Below are 16,739 nucleotides of genomic sequence, written 5' to 3' on the forward strand. Positions count from 1 at the left end.
GCGGCGCTAAAAGCCCGCTTTTTTCATCCAGTGTTTCGCCAGTTCGGGGTTTTTCCCGACCAGCGCGCCTTCCTCGTAGAGCATCGCCAGCGTCGTCTGTGAACCGGCCAGGCCCTGTTCGGCGGCCTGCGTGAACCAGTGCACGGCCTGTTCGCCGTCCTGCTCGACGCAGTCGCCCTCCATGTACATAAAGCCCATGCCGTGTTGCGCCAGCGCGTGGCCGCGTTCGGCGGCGGCGCGCATCAGGCGCTCGGCGTTGGCGGCGTGCACCTGCACGCCGAGGCCGTTCTGGTACATGATGGCGCAGCGGTACATCGCCTCAATCTCGCCGCTTTCGGCCAGCGGCGACAGCAGCCGCAGCGCGCGCGTGAATTGCCGCGCCTCAAACGCGGCGATGCCGCTGGCCATCGCCGTCGTGTCGGCGGCGACGCCGGCGGCGGCGCCGCTCACGCCGCCGCCCGCAGCGCCATCCGCAGTGTCGCCCGCGCCGCCGCGCGCAGCGTCGTCATTCGCAGCCATCACGGGCCGCCGAGGTTGGCGCCTTCCTTTTTCGGCGGGATGACATTCTCGCGCGTGACGCCGAGCATCAGTATCGCCGTGCCGGCGACATAGATGGACGAATAGGTGCCGACGACGACGCCGACCATCAGCGCGATGGTGAAGCCGCGGATGACCTCGCCGCCGAACACCAGCAGCGCCAGCAGCACCAGCATCGTCGTCAACGAGGTCATCAGCGTCCTGCCGAGCGTGTGGTTGACGGACTTGTCTATCGTGACGACGGTCTCGCCCTTCAGTTTGATGAAGTTCTCGCGGATGCGGTCGAAGACGACGATGGTGTCGTTCAGCGAATAGCCGATGACCGCGAGTATCGCCGCCAGCACCGCGAGGTCGAATTCAATGCCGGTGATCGAGAAAAAGCCGATGGTGATCAGCACATCGTGGGCGAGCGCGATGATCGAGCCGAACGCGAAGCGGTGCTCAAAGCGGAACGCGACATAAATCAGGATGCCGAGCAGCGCGTAGAGCATCGCAAAGCCGCCGTCCTCGCGCAACTCCTCGCCCACCTGCGGGCCGACGAACTCAACGCGGCGCAGCGTCACATCGGCCTCGTGCTGTTGCAGCGCGGCGAAAATCCGGTTGCTGAGCTCGGCCTGCGAGACGCCGGCGTCGGGCGCCACCCGAATCAGCACATCGCGCGCGGTGCCGAAGTGCTGCATCTGCACATCGGCGAAGCCGGCGCCGGCGAGGTGGCCGCGCAGCGGCGCCAGTTCCACCGGCTGCGGGTAGCCCAGTTCAATGATGGTGCCGCCGGTGAAGTCCACCCCGAACGACAACCCGCGCAGCGCCAGCGACACGACGGCGGCGGCCATCAGCAGCGCCGACAGCGCCATCGCCGCGCGCCGGTGGCGCATGAATTCAAAATTCGTGTTTTTCAGCAACTGCATCGCCGCCGCGCCCCTAAATGGCCAGACTGCCGGCCTTGCGCCCGCCGTACACCAGGTTGACGACGGCGCGCGTGCCCATGATGGCGGTGAACATCGAGCACAGAATGCCGATCGACAGCGTCACCGAGAAACCCTTGATCGGGCCGGTGCCGAAGACAAACAGCACCAGCGCCGCAATCAGCGTCGTGATGTTGGCGTCGGCGATGGTGGAAAGCGCGCGCCGGTAGCCGTTGTCTATGCTTGATTGCACGCTGGCGCCGGAGGCCAGTTCCTCGCGGATGCGCTCGAAGATCAGCACATTGGCGTCCACCGCCATGCCGACCGTCAGCACGATGCCGACGATGCCCGGCAGCGTCAGCGTCGCCCCCGGTATCAGCGACATCACGGCGACTATCAGCACCATGTTGGCGGCCAGCGCGAGGTCGGCGATGAGGCCGAACAGGCGGTAATAGACGGCCATGAAGACGATGACCAGCAGAAAGCCCAGCAGAATCGAGCGCATGCCCTTGTCAATGTTCTCCTGGCCGAGGCTCGGCCCGACGGTGCGCTCCTCGACAATCTCAATCGGCGCCGCCAGCGCGCCGGCGCGCAGCAGCAGCGCCAGTTTGCGCGCCTCCTGCGTTGAATCAAGGCCGGTGATCTGAAAGCGCTTGCCGAGTTGCTCCTGAATGCGGGCGACGCTGATGACCTCCTTGACGGTGCGCGTGCGCCGCTGCAATTCACCGGCGGCGTCGCGGCGCGTCTCGGTCTTGTTCTCGATGAACACCACCGCCATCAGGCGCTTGACATTCTCGCCGGTGATGCGGCTGAAGATGCGCGCGCCCTTGCCGTCGAGCGTGATGTGCACCGCCGGCTGTCCGGTCTCGCCGTCAATGCCGGAGGCGGCGTCAATGATGTATTCGCCGGTGATCATCACATCGCGCTTCAGCAGCACCGGTTCGCCGTTGCGTTCGCGGAACAACTGCGTGCCCGGCGGCGCACGCCCGCTGGCGACGGCGCGCGCCGGGTCCGACTGCTCGGCCACCATCCGGAACTCAAGCGTCGCGGTGGCGCCGAGTATCTCCTTGGCCTTGGCGGTGTCCTGCACGCCCGGCAACTGCACGGCGATGCGGTTCTTGCCCTGGCGCGTGATGACCGGCTCGGCCACGCCCAGTTCGTTGACGCGCTTTCTCAGCGTCAGCACATTCTGCTGCACCGCGAAGTCCTGCACCGTGCGAATCTCGTTGCGTTCCAGCGCCAAATCCAGCAGGTAGCGCCCCTCGCCGTCGCGCTCCTCAATCGAGAACGCCAGCGGCATCTGCCGCTGCACCAGGTCAAGCGCCTTGTCGCGCTCGGCGGCGTCGGTGAACAGCACGCTCAGCGACAGTTTGCCGGCGGATTCGGTCACGCCGCGGTAGCGCACGCGCTCCTCGCGCAGCAGGTTGCGAATCTCGTCGCGGTAGCGTTCCAGCGCCTTTCGCAGCGCCGCGTCGCTGTCCACCTCAAGCAGAAAATAAACGCCGCCCTGCAGGTCGAGGCCGAGGTTCATCGGCGTCGCGTTGAGGCCGCTCAGCCACGGCGGCGTCGCCGGCGCCAGGTTCAGCGCGGTGATGTAGCGGTAGCCGAGCGCCTCGCGGATGCGGTCGGCGGCGGTCAACTGGTCTTCGGGGCGGCGGAAGCGAATCAGCAACTGGCCGTCGCCGGTGTGCTCGATGGCCTTGTATTCGAGGCTTTCACCGCCGTCGCCGCCGTCGCCGGCGCCGCCCAGCAGTTTGCGGATGCGCGCGGCGGCGTCGCGCCCGACCTCGCCGCCGGTGTGCGACACCTGCACCGCCGGGTCTTCGGGGTAGATGTTGGGCAGCGCGTAGGTCGCCGCCGCCGCCAGCACCAGCGCAATCAGCAGGTACTTCCACAGGGGGTAGCGGTTCAGCATCGGGGGGGTGGCCGCCTACTTGCGAATGTCTTTTTTCTTCGGGTCTTCGTCCACCATGCCCTTCGGCATGACTGAACTGATGGCCTGCTTCTGCACCTTGACGATGACGCCGTTCTGCACCTCAAGGCGCACGAAACTCTCGTCCACTTGCGAGATTTTGCCGAACAGGCCGCCCGATGTGACGACCTCGTCGCCGCACGACAGCGACGCCAGCAGTTGCTTGTGGTCGCGGTTGCGCTTGTTTTGCGGGCGGATGATCATGAAGTACATGATCAGGAAGAAAATCCCGACCATGACCAGCAGTTCCATGCCGCCGCCACCGCCGCCGCCGCCCTGCGCCCAGGCGTTGGAAATCAGAATGTTCATGGCCGCCTATTATCGCACACTTTTGTTACACACTTTCGCCGGGCGCCTCGCCGCACGCCTCGCCGCCGCGCAGCCGGTGGAAATCGCGCGCGAAGTCGTCCAGGCGGCCCTGTTGTATCGCCCGCCGCAGGCCCGCCGTCAGTTGGCGGTAATAGTGCAGGTTGTGCAGCGTGTTCAGCATCGGGCCGAGCATCTCGTTGCAGCGGTCCAGGTGGTGAAGGTAGGCGCGCGAGAAGTGGCGGCAGGTGTAGCAACCGCATTCGTCGTCCACCGGCGCGGTGTCGTCGCGGTAGCGGGCGTTGCGAAGCCGCAGCACGCCGCGGCGCGTGTAGAGAAAGCCGGTGCGCGAGTTGCGCGTCGGAATCACGCAGTCAAACAAATCCATGCCGCGGCGCACCGCCTCGACGATGTCCTCGGGGCGGCCCACGCCCATCAGGTAGCGCGGCTTGTCCGGCGGCAGCCACTCGTGCGCCGGTTCCAGCACGGCGTTGCGCTCGGCGGCGCTCTCGCCGACCGACAGGCCGCCGAGCGCGTAGCCGTCAAAGTCCATCGCCGTCAGATGCGCCGCCGACTCGCGCCGCAAGTCCGGCCAGACGCCGCCCTGGACGATGCCGAACAGCGCCGCCGCGCCGTCGCCGCGCGCGCGCAGCGAGCGTTCGGCCCAGCGCATGGACAACTCCATCGAGCGCCGCGCCTGTTCGCGCGACACCGGCCACGGCGTGCATTCGTCAAAGCACATCATGATGTCGGCGCCGAGGGCGCGCTGAATTTCCATTGAGCGCTCGGCGTCGAGAAACACCTTGTCGCCGTTCACCGGCGAGCGGAACAGCACGCCCTGCTCGGAAACCTCGCGCAGGCCGGCGAGGCTGAAGACCTGAAAGCCGCCGGAGTCGGTCAGTATCGGGCGGCGCCAGTGCATGAAGCGGTGCAGCCCGCCGCAGCGCCGGATGACATCGGCGCCCGGGCGCAGCATCAAATGGAAGGTGTTGGCGAGCACCAGGCTCGCGCCGGTTTCCTCCAGCATCGCCGGCGTCATCGCCTTGACGGTGGCGGCGGTGCCGACCGGCATGAACACCGGCGTCTCGACGGCGCCGTGTTCCAGGTGCAGCACACCGGCGCGCGCGCGCCCGTCGGCGGCCTCAAGCGTGAACTTCACGCCGCGCCGCCGTCGTTCTTGTCCAGCCAGGTGGCGTCGCCGTAACTGAAAAAGCGGTAGCGTTCGCCGATGGCGTGGCGGTAGGCGGCGAGCATGCGCTCGCGCCCGGCGAACGCGCACACCAGCACAAACAGCGTCGTGCGCGGCAGGTGGAAGTTGGTAATCAGCGCGTCCACCGCGCGAAACCGGAAGCCCGGTTGGATGAACAGGCCGGTCTCGCCGCTGAACGGGCGCGGCAGCGCGGCGCCGTTGCCCGCCGCGGTTTCCAGCCCGCGCGCGACCGTCGTGCCGACGGCGACGACGCGCCCGCGCCGCCTGCGGCAGGCGGCGACGGCGTCGCACAGCGCCTCGCCCACATGCAGCACCTCGCGGTGCATGCGGTGTTGTTCGGCGCCGCCGCGCAGCGGCTGAAAGGTGCCGGCGCCGATGTGCAGCGTCAGCGACGCGGCGTCAACGCCGTTGTCGCGCAGTTGCGCCAGCAGTGCGCGGTCAAAGTGCAGTCCGGCGGTCGGCGCCGCCACCGAGCCGGGGTGTTTCGCGTACACCGTCTGGTAGCGTTCGGCGTCGAGCGCCTCCGGTTTTCTGCGGATGTAGGGCGGCAGCGGCGTCTCGCCGTGGCGTTGCAGCAGCGTGTTGAAGTCGCCGTCGTCGAGCGACAGCGTGAACAGGTCGCGGCGGCGTTCGCCGACGCGCAGTTCGCAGTTGCCGATGTGCAGCACGGCGCCGCGCCGCGGCGGGCGGTTGGCGCGCAGGTGGGCGAGCGCGCGGCGCGGCCCCGCCAGCCGCTCAATCAGTATGCTGACACCGCCGCCGCCGGCCTTGCGCGCGTGCAGGCGCGCCGCGATGACGCGGCTGTCGTTGACGACGAGCAAATCGCCCGCGCGCAGCAGCGCCGGCAGTTCGGCGAAGCGCGTGTCGCGCAGGCCGCCGTCGGCGCGCACATGCAGCAGGCGGCTTGCGCTGCGCGCGCGCGCCGGGTAGTCCGCGATCAAATCGGCGGGCAGTTGGAAGTCGTACGGGTTGTGCGGCGCGGTCTGCGGCATCCGGCCAATTATACGGAAGGCGCCGCGCGCGTTATACTTTGCCGATGATTTCGGTGGTGGTTCCCAACTGGAACAGGGCCTGGAACCTGACGCACTGCATCCTGCCGGTGCTTGAGCAATGCGCCTGCGTGGATGAGATTATCATCACGCACGGGCGGCGCGACACGGTGTTCGACTACGACAGCGCGCGCTGCCGCATCGTGCACCGCCGCGACGACGGCGATGTCAACCGCCGTTACGGCCTCGCGCGCCGCTTTGTCGCCGTCGCCGCCGCGCGCAACGACACCGTGCTGTCGCTCGACGACGACATCATCGTTCCCGAGTCCAGCCTGCTGGCTCTGCACGAGCACTACCTGCGCGACCCGGACATCATCCACAGCCTCTACGGGCGCGACCCCGACCGCGAACTGGGTTACAGCAACCGCGTCCGCACCGGCGCCGTCACCTACGCGCTGACCGGCGCGGCGCTGCTGCCGAAGCGCCTCGCCGACGCTTTCTTCGAGCACGCGCCGCTGGTCGAGGCGCTGGTGCGGAGCAGGAGCGAGCCGCTGTGGAACGGCGAGGATTTGTTCATGTCGCTGGTCGCCATCCAGCGCAACCGGCGGCTCAACCGCGCGTATCCGCTGCCGCGCATTGAGTTGCGCACCGACGGCGATGGCGCGCCGGCGGCGGTCAGCGGCGGCGCCGCGCATCTGGCGTGGCGCAGCCTGTTGTCGCAGTGCGCCATCAGGGCGCTTGCGGTCGGCGGCCTGGTGCGGGTGTCGCGCGCCGACCCGCCGCCGCCGCGGCTGGCGTCGTCGCTGGCGCGACTGGCGCGGCGGCTGGCCGGCGCGCGCGCGTGACCATCGTCTCGCACAAACACCGTTTTATCTTTGTGTGCCCGCGCAAGGTCGCCGGCACCAGCATCCGCCTGAGCCTCGCGCAGTCGTGCGCCGCCGACGACACCATCGTCGGCGGCGAGACCTTCCGCCCCGGCGTGGACGCCGACGACTACGCCGCGCTGCGCGAACGCAACGCGCACGGCTATTCCACGCCGCACACGCTGCCCGACGATGTGCGGCGCAAGGTCGGCGAGCGCGTCTGGAACGACTACTTCAAGTTCACCGTGGTGCGCAACCCGTGGGATTTGTTCGTGTCGCTTTACTGCTACAAGTTCGCGGTGGACTGGCCGAACCTGGTGCGCGACGCCGGCGGCGTCCTGCACCGCGGCGGCCTCGCCAACGCCCGCGCGCATCTCAATCTGCGCCGCGCGCGCCGCCGCTTCCTGCGCGGGCGCCACCGCGAAGGCATTGAGTTTGTGCTCGGCAGGGGCCTGTTCGCCAGGGTGGTGGATGAAATTCCGGCTTTCTGTTTCAGCCGCGGCGAACCGTTCGCCGACCGCTATCTGCGCTTTGAGAACCTGCAAGACGACTACGACGAGGTGTGCCGCCTGCTGCGACTGCCGCACCGCGCGCTGATCCGCACCAAGACCGGCGTGCGCGACAGGGGCCGGCCTTACCGCGACTACTACACCGGTTATTCAAGAGACTTCATCGCGCGCCGCTGCGCGCCGATGGCCGACGCCTTCGGCTACCGTTTCGACTGAGCGGCGCCGGCGGTGCCGTCTTTGTCGGCGTCCGCACCGCCGCTTGCGCCGCCGGCGCTTTCCCGCAAATAACGGCCTTCGCCGCTAATCGGCGTCGTCGCCGACGCGGGTGCGCGTGTTGAACGCCTGCGCCAGCGTCGAGGCGTCCACATATTCCAGTTCGCCGCCGACCGGCACGCCCTGCGCGATGCGGGTGGTCTTTGTGCGGCAGCGCGCCGCCAGTTCGCCGATGACATGCGCGGTGACATCACCCTCGACGGTGGTGCCGGTGGCGAGTATCAGTTCGCGCACGCCGTTTTTCCTGAGCGTCTCTTCCAGCAGGTCAAGGCCGATTTCGCGCGGGCCGATGTTGTCGAGCGGCGACAGTTTGCCGTGCAGCACGAAGTAGAGGCCGCGGTAGTTGGTGTTGGCCTCGAGCGCCATCAGGTCGGCGGGGTTCTCGACCACGCAAATCAGCGCGCGGTCGCGGCTTTTGTCGCGGCAGATGGCGCACAGCGGGTGCTCGGTGAACATCCGGCAGCGTTCGCAGTTGCCGACTTTCTCGACCGTCTCGCGCAGCAGTTCGGCCAGCGCCGCGCCGCCGGGGCGGTCGCGCTCGAGCAGGTGATAGACGAAACGCTGCGCGGTCTTCCTGCCGACGCCGGGCAGGCAGGTGAAGGTCTCGATGAGTTGTTTCAGCAGTTCCCGGTTGGCCATCGGTCGCGGGCGGCGGGGCCGGTTGCGGTGCGGGTTGCGGTGCGCCGCGGCGCGCTCAGCCGTCGGATTCGACGGGCTGCGTCGAGTCGGGGATGGTCTGCGCGTTGAAGCGTTCCTTCAGGGAATGCACCTGCGGGTTTTTCTCGATGGACAGCGCGGCCTTGCGGCGGCGTTCCAGTTCGCGGCGTTTCCTGGCCTGCGCCGGCGTTTCGTCGGACGCCGCCGTCTCAAAGCGCAGCACCGCCTCGGCGCCGATGAGGCGGCTCAGCGCGCGCCGGATTTCCTCCTGGCGCGGCGGTGTGCACAGGCCCTCGATGCGCGCGTCCACCGCCAGCGTCGCCTCGGTTTGCGACTGCGGCGTCAGCAGCGAGTTGAAGCAGATTTCACGCAGCGGCCCCTCAAAACCGGCGGCCTCAATCAGCCGCACCCAGCCCTGCGCGTCGCCGCAGTCGGCCAGCTGAAAACCGCCCTGCGGCGCGTTGGCGGCGGTGGCGGCGTTGGCGGCGTTGGCGGCGTTGGCGGTGGCAGTGGCAGCGGCGGCGGCAGCGCCATCGGCGGCGGCGTCAGCGGCGGGCGGCGTCGGTGCTTGCGGTGCGGTCGCGTCTTGCGCCGGTGCTTGCGCGGCGGCTTTGCTCTGCGCCGGTGCCCGCGGCACGGGCGGGCGTTGTGCTTGCGGCGGTGTGTCTTGCGCCGGTGTTTGTGCGGCGGCTGCGCGTTGTGCTTGCGACGCGGGCGCGTCTTGCGTTTGCGCTTGCGCGGCGGCTTTGTTCTGCGGCTGCGTTTGCGGCGGGCGCTGCGGCTGTGCGCCGCCTTGCGGCGCGCTGTCGGTTTGCAGCGGCGTGAAGTGCATCATCCGCAGCATCGTCATCTCGAACGCCGCCTTGTCGTCGGGCGCGAACGCCATGTCGCGCTTGCCGTTGAGCGCAATCTGGTAGCACAGTTGCAGGTCTTCCGGCGCGACGGCGGCGGCCAGTTCGTCCACATCCCGCTCCTTCAGTTGCGGCGAAATCGCGGCGCCGGGCAGCGCCTGGCGCAGCGCCACCTGGTGCAGCAGCGCGATGATGTCCTTCAGCAGCGTCTCAAAGTCCACCGCCTTGCGGTACGCCAGTTCAATCAGTTCAAACAGTTTTTCGGTGTCGCGCGCGGCGATGCAGCGGCCCATGTCGGCGATCTGCTGGCGCGCGGCCAGCCCCAGCATCGCTTCCACCTCGTTGCTTTTCAACTGGCCGTCGCCGTAGGCGATGGCCTGGTCGAGCAGGCTCAGCGCGTCGCGCACGCTGCCCTCGGCGGCGACCGCAATCTCGCCGAGCGCGCCGTCGTCGTGCGTGATGTTCTCGGCGTCGAGCAGCGCGGCGAGGTGTTCGTGTATCAGCCGGTGGGGCAGGCGCGTCAGGTTGAATTGCAGGCAGCGCGACAGGATCGTCACCGGGATTTTGCGCGGGTGCGTCGTCGCGAAGAAAAACTTCACATGTTCGGGCGGCTCCTCCAGCGTTTTCAGCAGCGCGTTGAAACTGTTGACCGACAGCATGTGCACCTCGTCAATCAGGTAGATCTTGAAGCGCCCGGCGCCGGAGGCGTACTGCACATTGTCGAGCAGTTCGCGCATGTCGTCCACGCCGGTGCGCGATGCCGCGTCCACCTCGATCAGGTCAATGAAGTTGCCGGCGTCCACCTGGCGGCAGGCGGCGCATTCGCCGCACGGCGCGGCGCCGACGCCCTGTTCGCAGTTGAAGCATTTGGCGAGGATGCGCGCGATGGTGGTCTTGCCGACGCCGCGCGTGCCGGTGAACAGGTAGGCGTGGTGCAGGCGGCCCATTTTCAGCGCGTTTTCCAGCGCGCGGATGACATGGCGCTGGCCGATGACCTGCTCGAAGTTGCGCGGGCGCCATTTGCGCGCCAGTACCTGGTAACTCATCGTGCCGTTCGCTGCGGTTTGGTCGCAAGCCCCCCGCAGCAGCGGTTCTCCGGCACGCGGGAAGACTGTTACCGTTGCTTTCTTCCGAACCTGGCGGGATTGGCAGTCCCCCGCTGCAAAGGCGCCGCTGCGAAAGGCCGCCGCTATTATGCCCGCTTTGGCGGCCAAAAGCACGCCGCCCGCCGCCCGCCGCCGGGCGCAAACGGCCTGCGGGGGTTTGGCGCCGGCGGCGGCGGCGCGGCGGCCCCTAATCGCGCGCATTTTCCGTTCGTCCGCCAAGGGCCGCCGTTCGTCGGCTGGCGGGTGTGCTACACTCCCCACAAGCGCAAACTGCTCTTTTCATCAACCAGTGAAAGGAGCACACCATGAAAAACAACCATCATAAACATGTGACAAAAGAAGAACTGGAACAAAGCCTGTCCGGACTGGAACAGCGGATGGACCAGAAAATGGACCGCTTTGCCACCCGGGAAGAACTGGCCAAGGCCGAGACGCACATTGTGTGCTGGGTTGTCGGGCTGTTTCTGGGCACGGTGGTTCTGATTGGCACGTTGGTTGGCGTTTACGCAACGCTGTTGCTCGGCAAACTCTGAACCGCCCCCGTTGAATCTGTCTTCCACACAAGGCAAGCGTGTCGTTTCCGGCATGCGTCCCACCGGGCCGCTGCACCTGGGGCATTACCACGGCGTTCTGAAGAACTGGGTGGACTTGCAGTTGAGCCACGAGTGCTTCTTCTTCGCCGCCGACTGGCACGCGCTGACGACGCACTACGAGGACACCGGCGGCGTCCGCGACCATGTCTTCGAGATGGTCATTGACTGGCTCGCCTGCGGCGTCAACCCGGGCACGGCGACGCTGTTTGTGCAGTCGGAGGTGCCGGAGCACGCCGAACTGTTTCTGCTGCTGGCGATGATCACGCCGCTCGGCTGGCTTGAGCGGGTGCCGAGCTACAAGGACCAGCAGGAAAACCTGTCGGGCCGCGACTTGACGACCTACGGCTTTCTCGGCTACCCGCTGCTGCAAACCGCCGATATCCTGATGTACAAGGCCGACCGGGTGCCGGTCGGCGAGGACCAGGTCGCGCATGTCGAGTTGTCGCGCGAGATTGCGCGGCGCTTCAATTATTTCTACGGCGGCGAGCCGGACTTCGCGCGCCGGGTGGAAAGCGCGATTGACAAACTCGGGCGCAAGAACGCGCAACTCTACCGCGAACTTCGCAGAAAACACCAGGAGCAGGGCGACGAGCGCGCCCACGATGTCGCCGTGGCGCTGGTGGAATCGCAGCAGAGCATCTCCATCAGCGACCGCGAGCGGCTGCGCGGCTACCTCGTCGGCATGTCGCGGGTGCTGCTGCCCGAGCCGCAGGCGCTGCTGACGGCGTCGCCGAAGATTCCCGGCGTGGACGGGCGCAAGATGTCGAAGTCGTACGCCAACACCATCTCGCTGCGCGAACCCGAGGACTCGATTGAAAAGAAACTGCGGACGATGCCGACCGACCCGGCGCGCAAGCGCCGCGACGACCCCGGCGAACCCGAAAAATGCCCGGTGTGGCAGTGGCACAAGGTGTATTCCGACGACGCCCGCCGTGACTGGGTGCAGGAAGGCTGCCGCACGGCGGGCATCGGCTGCGTCGAATGCAAGCGCCCGCTGATTGAGGAGGTGCAGCGCGAAATCGCCGGCATCCGCGCGCGCGCGCGCGAATACGCCGACGACCGCGGCACCGTCGAGAAGATCATCGCCGAGGGCAACGACGCCGCGCGCGAAATCGCGCGCGACACGCTGGAAGAGGTGTGCCGCGCAATCAAACTGACGAACGGGCGCCGATGAGCGGCGAACTGCAACGCGAGATGTCGTTCGCGGTCGTCGCCGGCGAGCCGCTCGACGCGCCGCCCGAGGACTTGTACATCCCGCCCGACGCGCTGCGCATCTTCCTCGAGACCTTCGAGGGGCCGCTGGATTTGCTGCTCTACCTGATCCGGCGCCAGAATCTCGACATCCTGAGTTTGCCGGTGGCGCAGGTCACCTCGCAGTACATGCGCTATATCGGCATGATGCGGGAGATGCAGATGGAACTCGCCGCCGAATACCTGCTGATGGCGGCGGTGCTGGCCGAGATCAAGTCGCGCATGCTGCTGCCGCGCGCGCCCGACGAGACCGGCGAGGAGGAGGACCCGCGCGCCGAACTGGTGCGGCGGCTGCTGGAATACGCGAGGTTCCGCGAGGCCGCGCACAACCTCGACCAACTGCCGCGCGTGGCGCGCGAACTGCACGAATTCGAGACGCCGTGCGCCGGCCTCGCCATCGTCAAGCCGCTGCCGCGCGTCGCACTGGACGAGATTGTCAATGCCTTCGGCGAGGTGCTGCGCCGCGCCGCGTTCCACCGCGGCCACGCGGTGGCGCGGGAGCCGCTGCCGGTGCGCGAACGCATCACCAACATGCTGGAACTGCTGCGCGGCGGCGGCCCGGTCGCGTTCGCCGACTGCTTCACGCCGCAGGAGGGCGGCGCCGGCGTCATCGTCACCTTCCTCGCGCTGCTGGAACTAATCAAGGCGGGCATGGCGGTGGCGGTGCAGAACTCGCCCTATTCGCCGATTTACCTGACGGCGGCGTGAAGACGATGGACGCGCAACGGATGAAGAGGCGCCGGCGTGGAGCGCCGGTGTCGGCGCCGGGTGCGGCGTGAAAACGATGGACGCGCAACGGATGAAGAAGGTGGTCGAGGCGCTGCTGATGGCGTCGCCGCGCCCGCTGCAATTCAACGAGTTGGCGAAACTGCTGGCGCACGACGGCAAGGCGGCGGACCGCGCGACACTCGGCGAGGCGCTGGCGGCGCTCGAGGCCGAGTGCGACGGGCGCGCGGTTGAACTGACGCAGGTGGCGTCGGGCTACCGCTACCAGACGCGCGAGGAATACGCGCCGTGGCTCGCCAAACTGTGGGAGGAAAAACCGCCGCGCTACTCGCGCGCGCTGCTCGAGACGCTGGCGCTGATCGCCTACCGCCAGCCGCTCACGCGCGCCGCCATCGAGGAGGTGCGCGGCGTCTCCGTCAGCACCAACACCGTGCGCACGCTGGAGGAACGCGGCTGGATTGAGGTCGCCGGCCACAAGGAAACACCGGGCCGCCCGGCGCTCTACGCCACCACCCGCGCCTTCCTCGACGACTTCAACCTGCGCTCCCTCGACGACCTGCCGACCCTGGCGCCGCTGCCCGACCCGCAAGACATGCTGAAAGACGGCGAAATCCCCGGCAGCGAAGGCATGACCGCGCCGCAAGACACGCCCGAAGACGGCGACACCCGCGACAACGAAAGCATGACCGCGCCGCAAGACACGCCCGAAGACGGCGACACCCGCGACAACGAAAGCATGACCGCACCGCAAGACACGCTTGAAGACGGCGACACCCGCGACAACGAAGGCGAAGCGTCCGCGCCTGTGCAGTTGGCGCCGCCGCCGGATGCGGGGGACGGGGCAGAGCAGGGCGCGAACGACGGCGGCAAGGATGATGGCGTCCTTTAATGCGGCGGGAAAAGAGGCGTAAATGAAAAAGTTTGTTGCCGGTCTGCTGGCCGGGGTGGTTGCCGGCGGCGCAGCCGGGTTTGCCGGCGGTATCTTTGTGTTTCCGTACTGGTTTCCGCCGCCGCCGGTTCACGAAGTGGTCGCGGACGAGGCCGCCAGGCGGGTTGTCGCGCGCGGGCGTTTCATTCACGCCGACCCGTCCGACCCGGTGCACTACGGCGGCGGCGGCGTGACGGTGTACGACGATTTGCTGCATCTTGAGCCGGACTTTCGCGTCGGCCCCGGCCCCAAATACCATGTGTACCTGGTGCCGCAGGCCGGCATCACACCCGACACGCCGGTGGCCGACAGCGGGTTTGTGGACCTCGGGCGGCTGAAAGCCTTCACCGGCAGCCAGAACTACGCCGTCCCGGCGGGCATCCGCGCCGCCGACTACCCGTCGGTCGTCATCTGGTGCGAACAATTCAATGTGCTGATTTCGCCCGCCGCGCTGACGCCGCACCGCTGACACCGCCGTGTCGCCGCGCCGCCTTGCGCCATGTCGCCGCCGCCCGTCCCGCGCCGCTGACGCCGACGCCATGACGACTCTGCCCGCATTCGTTTTCCCCGGCTGACGCCGCCGTGCCCGGCAAGGACAAGCGGATTTTCTTCGGCATTCAGCCGGATGACGATGCTTTGCGCGCGCTGTTGCGGGCGCAGGCGGCGATTGGCGCCGACGGGCGGGCGATGGCGGCGGAGAACCTGCACTTGACGGTCGCCTTTCTCGGCTCTTGCGACGGCGCGCGCGAAGCGTGCGCGCACCGCGCCGCGCTCGGCGTGCGCGGCGAAGCGTTCCGACTGCGCCTCGACCGCTGCGGCCACTTCGAGCGCCCGCGCATCGTCCACATCTTTCCGCAGGAAACGCCGCCGCCGCTGCTGTCGCTGCACCGCGGCCTGTGCGCCGCGCTGCGCGCCTGCGACTTCCGCACGCCGCGCGCGTTCAAGCCCCACCTGACGCTGTTTCGCGGCGTCACCCGCCCGCTCACGCCGGGCGAGTTCACCGCCGCCGAATGGACGGCACGCTCGTTCTGCATGGTCGAGTCGCGCCTGACCGAAAAGGGCGCCCGCTACACGACGCTGCACGAATACCCGCTGACATGAACCGCCGCCGCCTGGCACATCGGCGGCCATGACTGAAATAACGGCGCAGCTCCGCCGCTGGCGGACCGTCCGGCCTTATCCGGCGTCGCCGTTGCCGAGTTTGGTTCGCTGCATGATGGCGCGGTCAATCAGACCTTCGACCGTTACATCCACATTGAGCATCAGGATTTGTTTCATGAAGGCGCGCGGCCCCATTTCCACGAACAGGCGTCCGAACACCTCGTCGGCGAAACTGCTTGAGATAACGCTGACGCCGTCAAAGTCGAGGACGACCGGGCGGCGTTCGCGCAGCAGATTCCCGATGATGCCGCGAATCCGCCGCCCGCCCTCGCGGGAGCCGAGATCGTGCCGCGCCTCTTGCTTCACATTGAAAATCAGATGGCCCGCGTCGTCTTCAAAGCGGCGTTCAATGTGGTCGTACGGCGGGTCGTGAGGCTCGCCCTTGAACTGGAGCGCCTTGTCGAGAAGTTTGCCTTCGCCGAGGCCGATGCCGCACCGCACCGATGTTCCGCCGTAGGGGACTTTCTCGCTGTCATTGACGATTTCACCCTTGGGCAGTTTGCCCTTCGGTGGTTTGCACAGAAGAAACCCTCTCAAAGAGTGAATCTCGAGTATTCCGCCCGAAAGGCTCGCGACCCGGTAACTCCCGTAAAGCCCGTTTCCGGCGTTTTTCTCCGCGTCCCGGGTAACCCCCTCGTTAATCGCGTTCAGCAGCGCCGCCGCATGATTGCGCACGCCCATGCTACCGGGAATGCCGATGCCGGCGTCCGCGACGACAAACTCGACCCGGTTCATGCCCTGGTATGCCGTCGCCTGAACAAAGCCGCCCACCGGTGATTCGGCGTGGTTGGCGACATTGTCCATAATCTCCCACAGCGACCATTCAACGGCCTTCAGCGCCGTCCGCTCCACCGCCAACTGGCCCAGCACCATGTCCATGACCCTGTTGAGAATGGCGGTCGCTTCCTCCATTCCGTCACCGTCCGTCTCGTCGCCGCCAAAGCGGAGGGCGGGCACATGGCCGCCCTCATGCGTTGCCCGGGGATAGTCGCCGGGGCTGATATGGTGCGCCCAGTTGGCGTTCAGGAAAAGTCTTTTCAGTTTTTCGTCTTGTGGCAGAAGACATTCAAAACTGACGCCTTTTTTGCGGTAACCTGCAATCAGCGGCATCACCGGGAGCATCACCGCCTCGGTGATTCCGTCGCACACGGAAAAATCCAGGATGATGTCCTGGAAACCCCTCTTTTCCACCGCGCCATGGAGCCGCGCGCACAATTTCCGCAGGTGAAAGGGCGCTATGTCGCCCTTCACATAAATGCGGTTTCCGAGCCGTTCAACAGGGTAGGTCATTCCAATGTTTCCCGGGGCCGGGGCTGTGTCCCGGCCGCCTTCCTGAACATTATAAAACCTGTTGCCGGATGATGCCCGCGCCGCGAACGCGCCGCCCGCCCGCCGCCGCCTGGCACATCGGCGGCCATCACTGAACCGCCGCAGCCGCCGCCGCGCTTGTCATATCGGCGGCATTGGTTATCATGATTGAAATGGCGGCGCAGGCGGAAAAGATGAATTCGGCAATCGGGCGGACGATGGCGGGGGCCGACATCGTCATCGAGACCCTCGCCGACCTCGGCGTGGACACCGTGTTCGGTTACAGCGGCGGCGCCATTCTGCCCACCTACGACGCCATTTTCCGCTTCAACAGCGAGCACGACGGCGGCGCCGGCGACGCCATTCAACTGGTGGTGCCGGCCAACGAGCAGGGCGCGTGTTTCATGGCCTCGGGCTACGCGCGCGCCGGCGGGCGGCCCGGCGTGTGCCTCGTCACCTCCGGCCCCGGCGCCACCAACTGCGTCACGCCGGTGCGCGACTCGCTCGCCGACTCGGTGCCGCTGGTGCTGCTGTGCGGGCAGGTGCCGACCAGCGCGATGGGCACCGACGCCTTTCAGGAGGCGCCCATCGTCA

General features: G+C 67.5%; 18 protein-coding genes and 1 other RNA gene. 9 read left to right on the plus strand and 10 right to left on the minus strand.

Going from position 1 to position 16,739, the window contains the following annotated elements; all coding sequences use genetic code 11:
• Window positions 1-6 precede the first annotated feature (6 nt).
• From OXU50_07265 to queA, 6 genes are all read right to left on the minus strand, one after another.
• Window positions 7-408, minus strand: a complete 402-nt coding sequence (locus OXU50_07265; GenBank protein ID MDD9869672.1) for a tetratricopeptide repeat protein — start codon at window positions 406-408, stop codon at window positions 7-9.
• A 110-nt stretch (window positions 409-518) separates the two neighbouring features.
• Window positions 519-1,445: a protein translocase subunit SecF gene (gene secF / locus OXU50_07270; protein MDD9869673.1), complete on the minus strand. Its 927-nt coding sequence runs from the start codon at window positions 1,443-1,445 to the stop codon at window positions 519-521.
• 13 nt (window positions 1,446-1,458) lie between these two features.
• On the minus strand, window positions 1,459-3,357 hold the full coding sequence (secD, locus tag OXU50_07275; GenBank protein MDD9869674.1) for a protein translocase subunit SecD: 1,899 nt from the start codon (window positions 3,355-3,357) through the stop codon (window positions 1,459-1,461).
• A 15-nt stretch (window positions 3,358-3,372) separates the two neighbouring features.
• Window positions 3,373-3,723, minus strand: coding sequence for a preprotein translocase subunit YajC (yajC, locus tag OXU50_07280; GenBank protein MDD9869675.1), 351 nt, complete (start codon window positions 3,721-3,723; stop codon window positions 3,373-3,375).
• A gap of 25 nt (window positions 3,724-3,748) precedes the next feature.
• Window positions 3,749-4,879, minus strand: a complete 1,131-nt coding sequence (gene tgt, locus OXU50_07285; GenBank protein MDD9869676.1) for a tRNA guanosine(34) transglycosylase Tgt — start codon at window positions 4,877-4,879, stop codon at window positions 3,749-3,751.
• Window positions 4,876-5,922 (minus strand): tRNA preQ1(34) S-adenosylmethionine ribosyltransferase-isomerase QueA, encoded by a 1,047-nt coding sequence (queA, locus tag OXU50_07290; protein MDD9869677.1) that lies wholly within the window; start codon window positions 5,920-5,922, stop codon window positions 4,876-4,878. Before queA ends, tgt begins: the two co-directional genes overlap by 4 nt.
• 44 nt (window positions 5,923-5,966) lie before the next feature.
• Between queA and OXU50_07295 the strand changes: the two genes are divergently transcribed.
• Window positions 5,967-6,764: a hypothetical protein gene (locus OXU50_07295; protein ID MDD9869678.1), complete on the plus strand. Its 798-nt coding sequence runs from the start codon at window positions 5,967-5,969 to the stop codon at window positions 6,762-6,764.
• Complete coding sequence (locus tag OXU50_07300) at window positions 6,761-7,507, plus strand: sulfotransferase family 2 domain-containing protein (GenBank protein ID MDD9869679.1); 747 nt, start codon at window positions 6,761-6,763, stop codon at window positions 7,505-7,507. The genes OXU50_07295 and OXU50_07300 overlap by 4 nt, the downstream gene beginning before the upstream one ends.
• A gap of 84 nt (window positions 7,508-7,591) precedes the next feature.
• Here the strand turns inward: OXU50_07300 and recR are convergent, their stop codons facing one another.
• The 3 genes from recR to ffs all read right to left on the minus strand — a co-directional run bounded on the left by recR (window position 7,592) and on the right by ffs (window position 10,248).
• A complete protein-coding gene (gene recR, locus OXU50_07305) occupies window positions 7,592-8,203 on the minus strand; it encodes a recombination mediator RecR (protein ID MDD9869680.1) in 612 nt (203 codons plus the stop codon).
• 55 nt (window positions 8,204-8,258) lie between these two features.
• Complete coding sequence (dnaX, locus tag OXU50_07310; protein ID MDD9869681.1) at window positions 8,259-10,118, minus strand: DNA polymerase III subunit gamma/tau; 1,860 nt, start codon at window positions 10,116-10,118, stop codon at window positions 8,259-8,261.
• 33 nt (window positions 10,119-10,151) lie between these two features.
• Window positions 10,152-10,248, minus strand: an RNA gene (ffs, locus tag OXU50_07315) — signal recognition particle sRNA small type.
• 235 nt (window positions 10,249-10,483) lie between these two features.
• On the opposite strand from ffs, the gene OXU50_07320 reads away from it, so the two are divergent.
• From OXU50_07320 to thpR, 6 genes are all read left to right on the plus strand, one after another.
• Window positions 10,484-10,711, plus strand: coding sequence for a hypothetical protein (locus tag OXU50_07320; GenBank protein ID MDD9869682.1), 228 nt, complete (start codon window positions 10,484-10,486; stop codon window positions 10,709-10,711).
• Window positions 10,712-10,727: 16 nt separating this feature from the next.
• Window positions 10,728-11,945: a tryptophan--tRNA ligase gene (locus tag OXU50_07325; GenBank protein MDD9869683.1), complete on the plus strand. Its 1,218-nt coding sequence runs from the start codon at window positions 10,728-10,730 to the stop codon at window positions 11,943-11,945.
• Window positions 11,942-12,730: a ScpA family protein gene (locus OXU50_07330; protein ID MDD9869684.1), complete on the plus strand. Its 789-nt coding sequence runs from the start codon at window positions 11,942-11,944 to the stop codon at window positions 12,728-12,730. The genes OXU50_07325 and OXU50_07330 overlap by 4 nt, the downstream gene beginning before the upstream one ends.
• Window positions 12,731-12,806: 76 nt before the next feature.
• The gene (gene scpB / locus OXU50_07335) at window positions 12,807-13,637 is read left to right on the plus strand and encodes an SMC-Scp complex subunit ScpB (GenBank protein MDD9869685.1); all 831 of its coding nucleotides are present in this window, start codon (window positions 12,807-12,809) and stop codon (window positions 13,635-13,637) included.
• 22 nt (window positions 13,638-13,659) lie between these two features.
• Complete coding sequence (locus OXU50_07340; protein ID MDD9869686.1) at window positions 13,660-14,145, plus strand: DM13 domain-containing protein; 486 nt, start codon at window positions 13,660-13,662, stop codon at window positions 14,143-14,145.
• Window positions 14,146-14,258: 113 nt separating this feature from the next.
• Complete coding sequence (thpR, locus tag OXU50_07345) at window positions 14,259-14,777, plus strand: RNA 2',3'-cyclic phosphodiesterase (GenBank protein MDD9869687.1); 519 nt, start codon at window positions 14,259-14,261, stop codon at window positions 14,775-14,777.
• 75 nt (window positions 14,778-14,852) lie between these two features.
• Here thpR and OXU50_07350 read toward each other — a convergent pair whose 3' ends face one another.
• The gene (locus tag OXU50_07350; protein MDD9869688.1) at window positions 14,853-16,127 is read right to left on the minus strand and encodes a DUF4325 domain-containing protein; all 1,275 of its coding nucleotides are present in this window, start codon (window positions 16,125-16,127) and stop codon (window positions 14,853-14,855) included.
• A gap of 212 nt (window positions 16,128-16,339) precedes the next feature.
• Between OXU50_07350 and OXU50_07355 the strand changes: the two genes are divergently transcribed.
• On the plus strand, window positions 16,340-16,739 hold a 400-nt coding region (locus OXU50_07355; protein ID MDD9869689.1), incomplete at its 3' end, for a thiamine pyrophosphate-binding protein.

It is taken from the genome of Gammaproteobacteria bacterium (assembly GCA_028817225.1).
In the GTDB taxonomy this organism is placed as follows: Bacteria; Pseudomonadota; Gammaproteobacteria; order Poriferisulfidales; family Oxydemutatoraceae; genus Oxydemutator.

Excerpts from the sequence above, each read along its gene's own strand:
- secD (MDD9869674.1), bottom strand. The coding sequence starts at position 3,357 with ATGCTGAACCGCTACCCCCTGTGGAAGTACCTGCTGATTGCGCTGGTG.
- OXU50_07295 (MDD9869678.1), top strand. The coding sequence starts at position 5,967 with ATGATTTCGGTGGTGGTTCCCAACTGGAACAGGGCCTGGAACCTGACG.
- dnaX (MDD9869681.1), bottom strand. The coding sequence starts at position 10,118 with ATGAGTTACCAGGTACTGGCGCGCAAATGGCGCCCGCGCAACTTCGAG.
- scpB (MDD9869685.1), top strand. The coding sequence starts at position 12,807 with ATGGACGCGCAACGGATGAAGAAGGTGGTCGAGGCGCTGCTGATGGCG.
- yajC (MDD9869675.1), bottom strand. The coding sequence starts at position 3,723 with ATGAACATTCTGATTTCCAACGCCTGGGCGCAGGGCGGCGGCGGCGGT.
- OXU50_07350 (MDD9869688.1), bottom strand. The coding sequence starts at position 16,127 with ATGACCTACCCTGTTGAACGGCTCGGAAACCGCATTTATGTGAAGGGC.
- OXU50_07320 (MDD9869682.1), top strand. The coding sequence starts at position 10,484 with ATGAAAAACAACCATCATAAACATGTGACAAAAGAAGAACTGGAACAA.
- OXU50_07340 (MDD9869686.1), top strand. The coding sequence starts at position 13,660 with ATGAAAAAGTTTGTTGCCGGTCTGCTGGCCGGGGTGGTTGCCGGCGGC.
- queA (MDD9869677.1), bottom strand. The coding sequence starts at position 5,922 with ATGCCGCAGACCGCGCCGCACAACCCGTACGACTTCCAACTGCCCGCC.
- OXU50_07330 (MDD9869684.1), top strand. The coding sequence starts at position 11,942 with ATGAGCGGCGAACTGCAACGCGAGATGTCGTTCGCGGTCGTCGCCGGC.
- recR (MDD9869680.1), bottom strand. The coding sequence starts at position 8,203 with ATGGCCAACCGGGAACTGCTGAAACAACTCATCGAGACCTTCACCTGC.
- OXU50_07265 (MDD9869672.1), bottom strand. The coding sequence starts at position 408 with ATGGCCAGCGGCATCGCCGCGTTTGAGGCGCGGCAATTCACGCGCGCG.
- secF (MDD9869673.1), bottom strand. The coding sequence starts at position 1,445 with ATGCAGTTGCTGAAAAACACGAATTTTGAATTCATGCGCCACCGGCGC.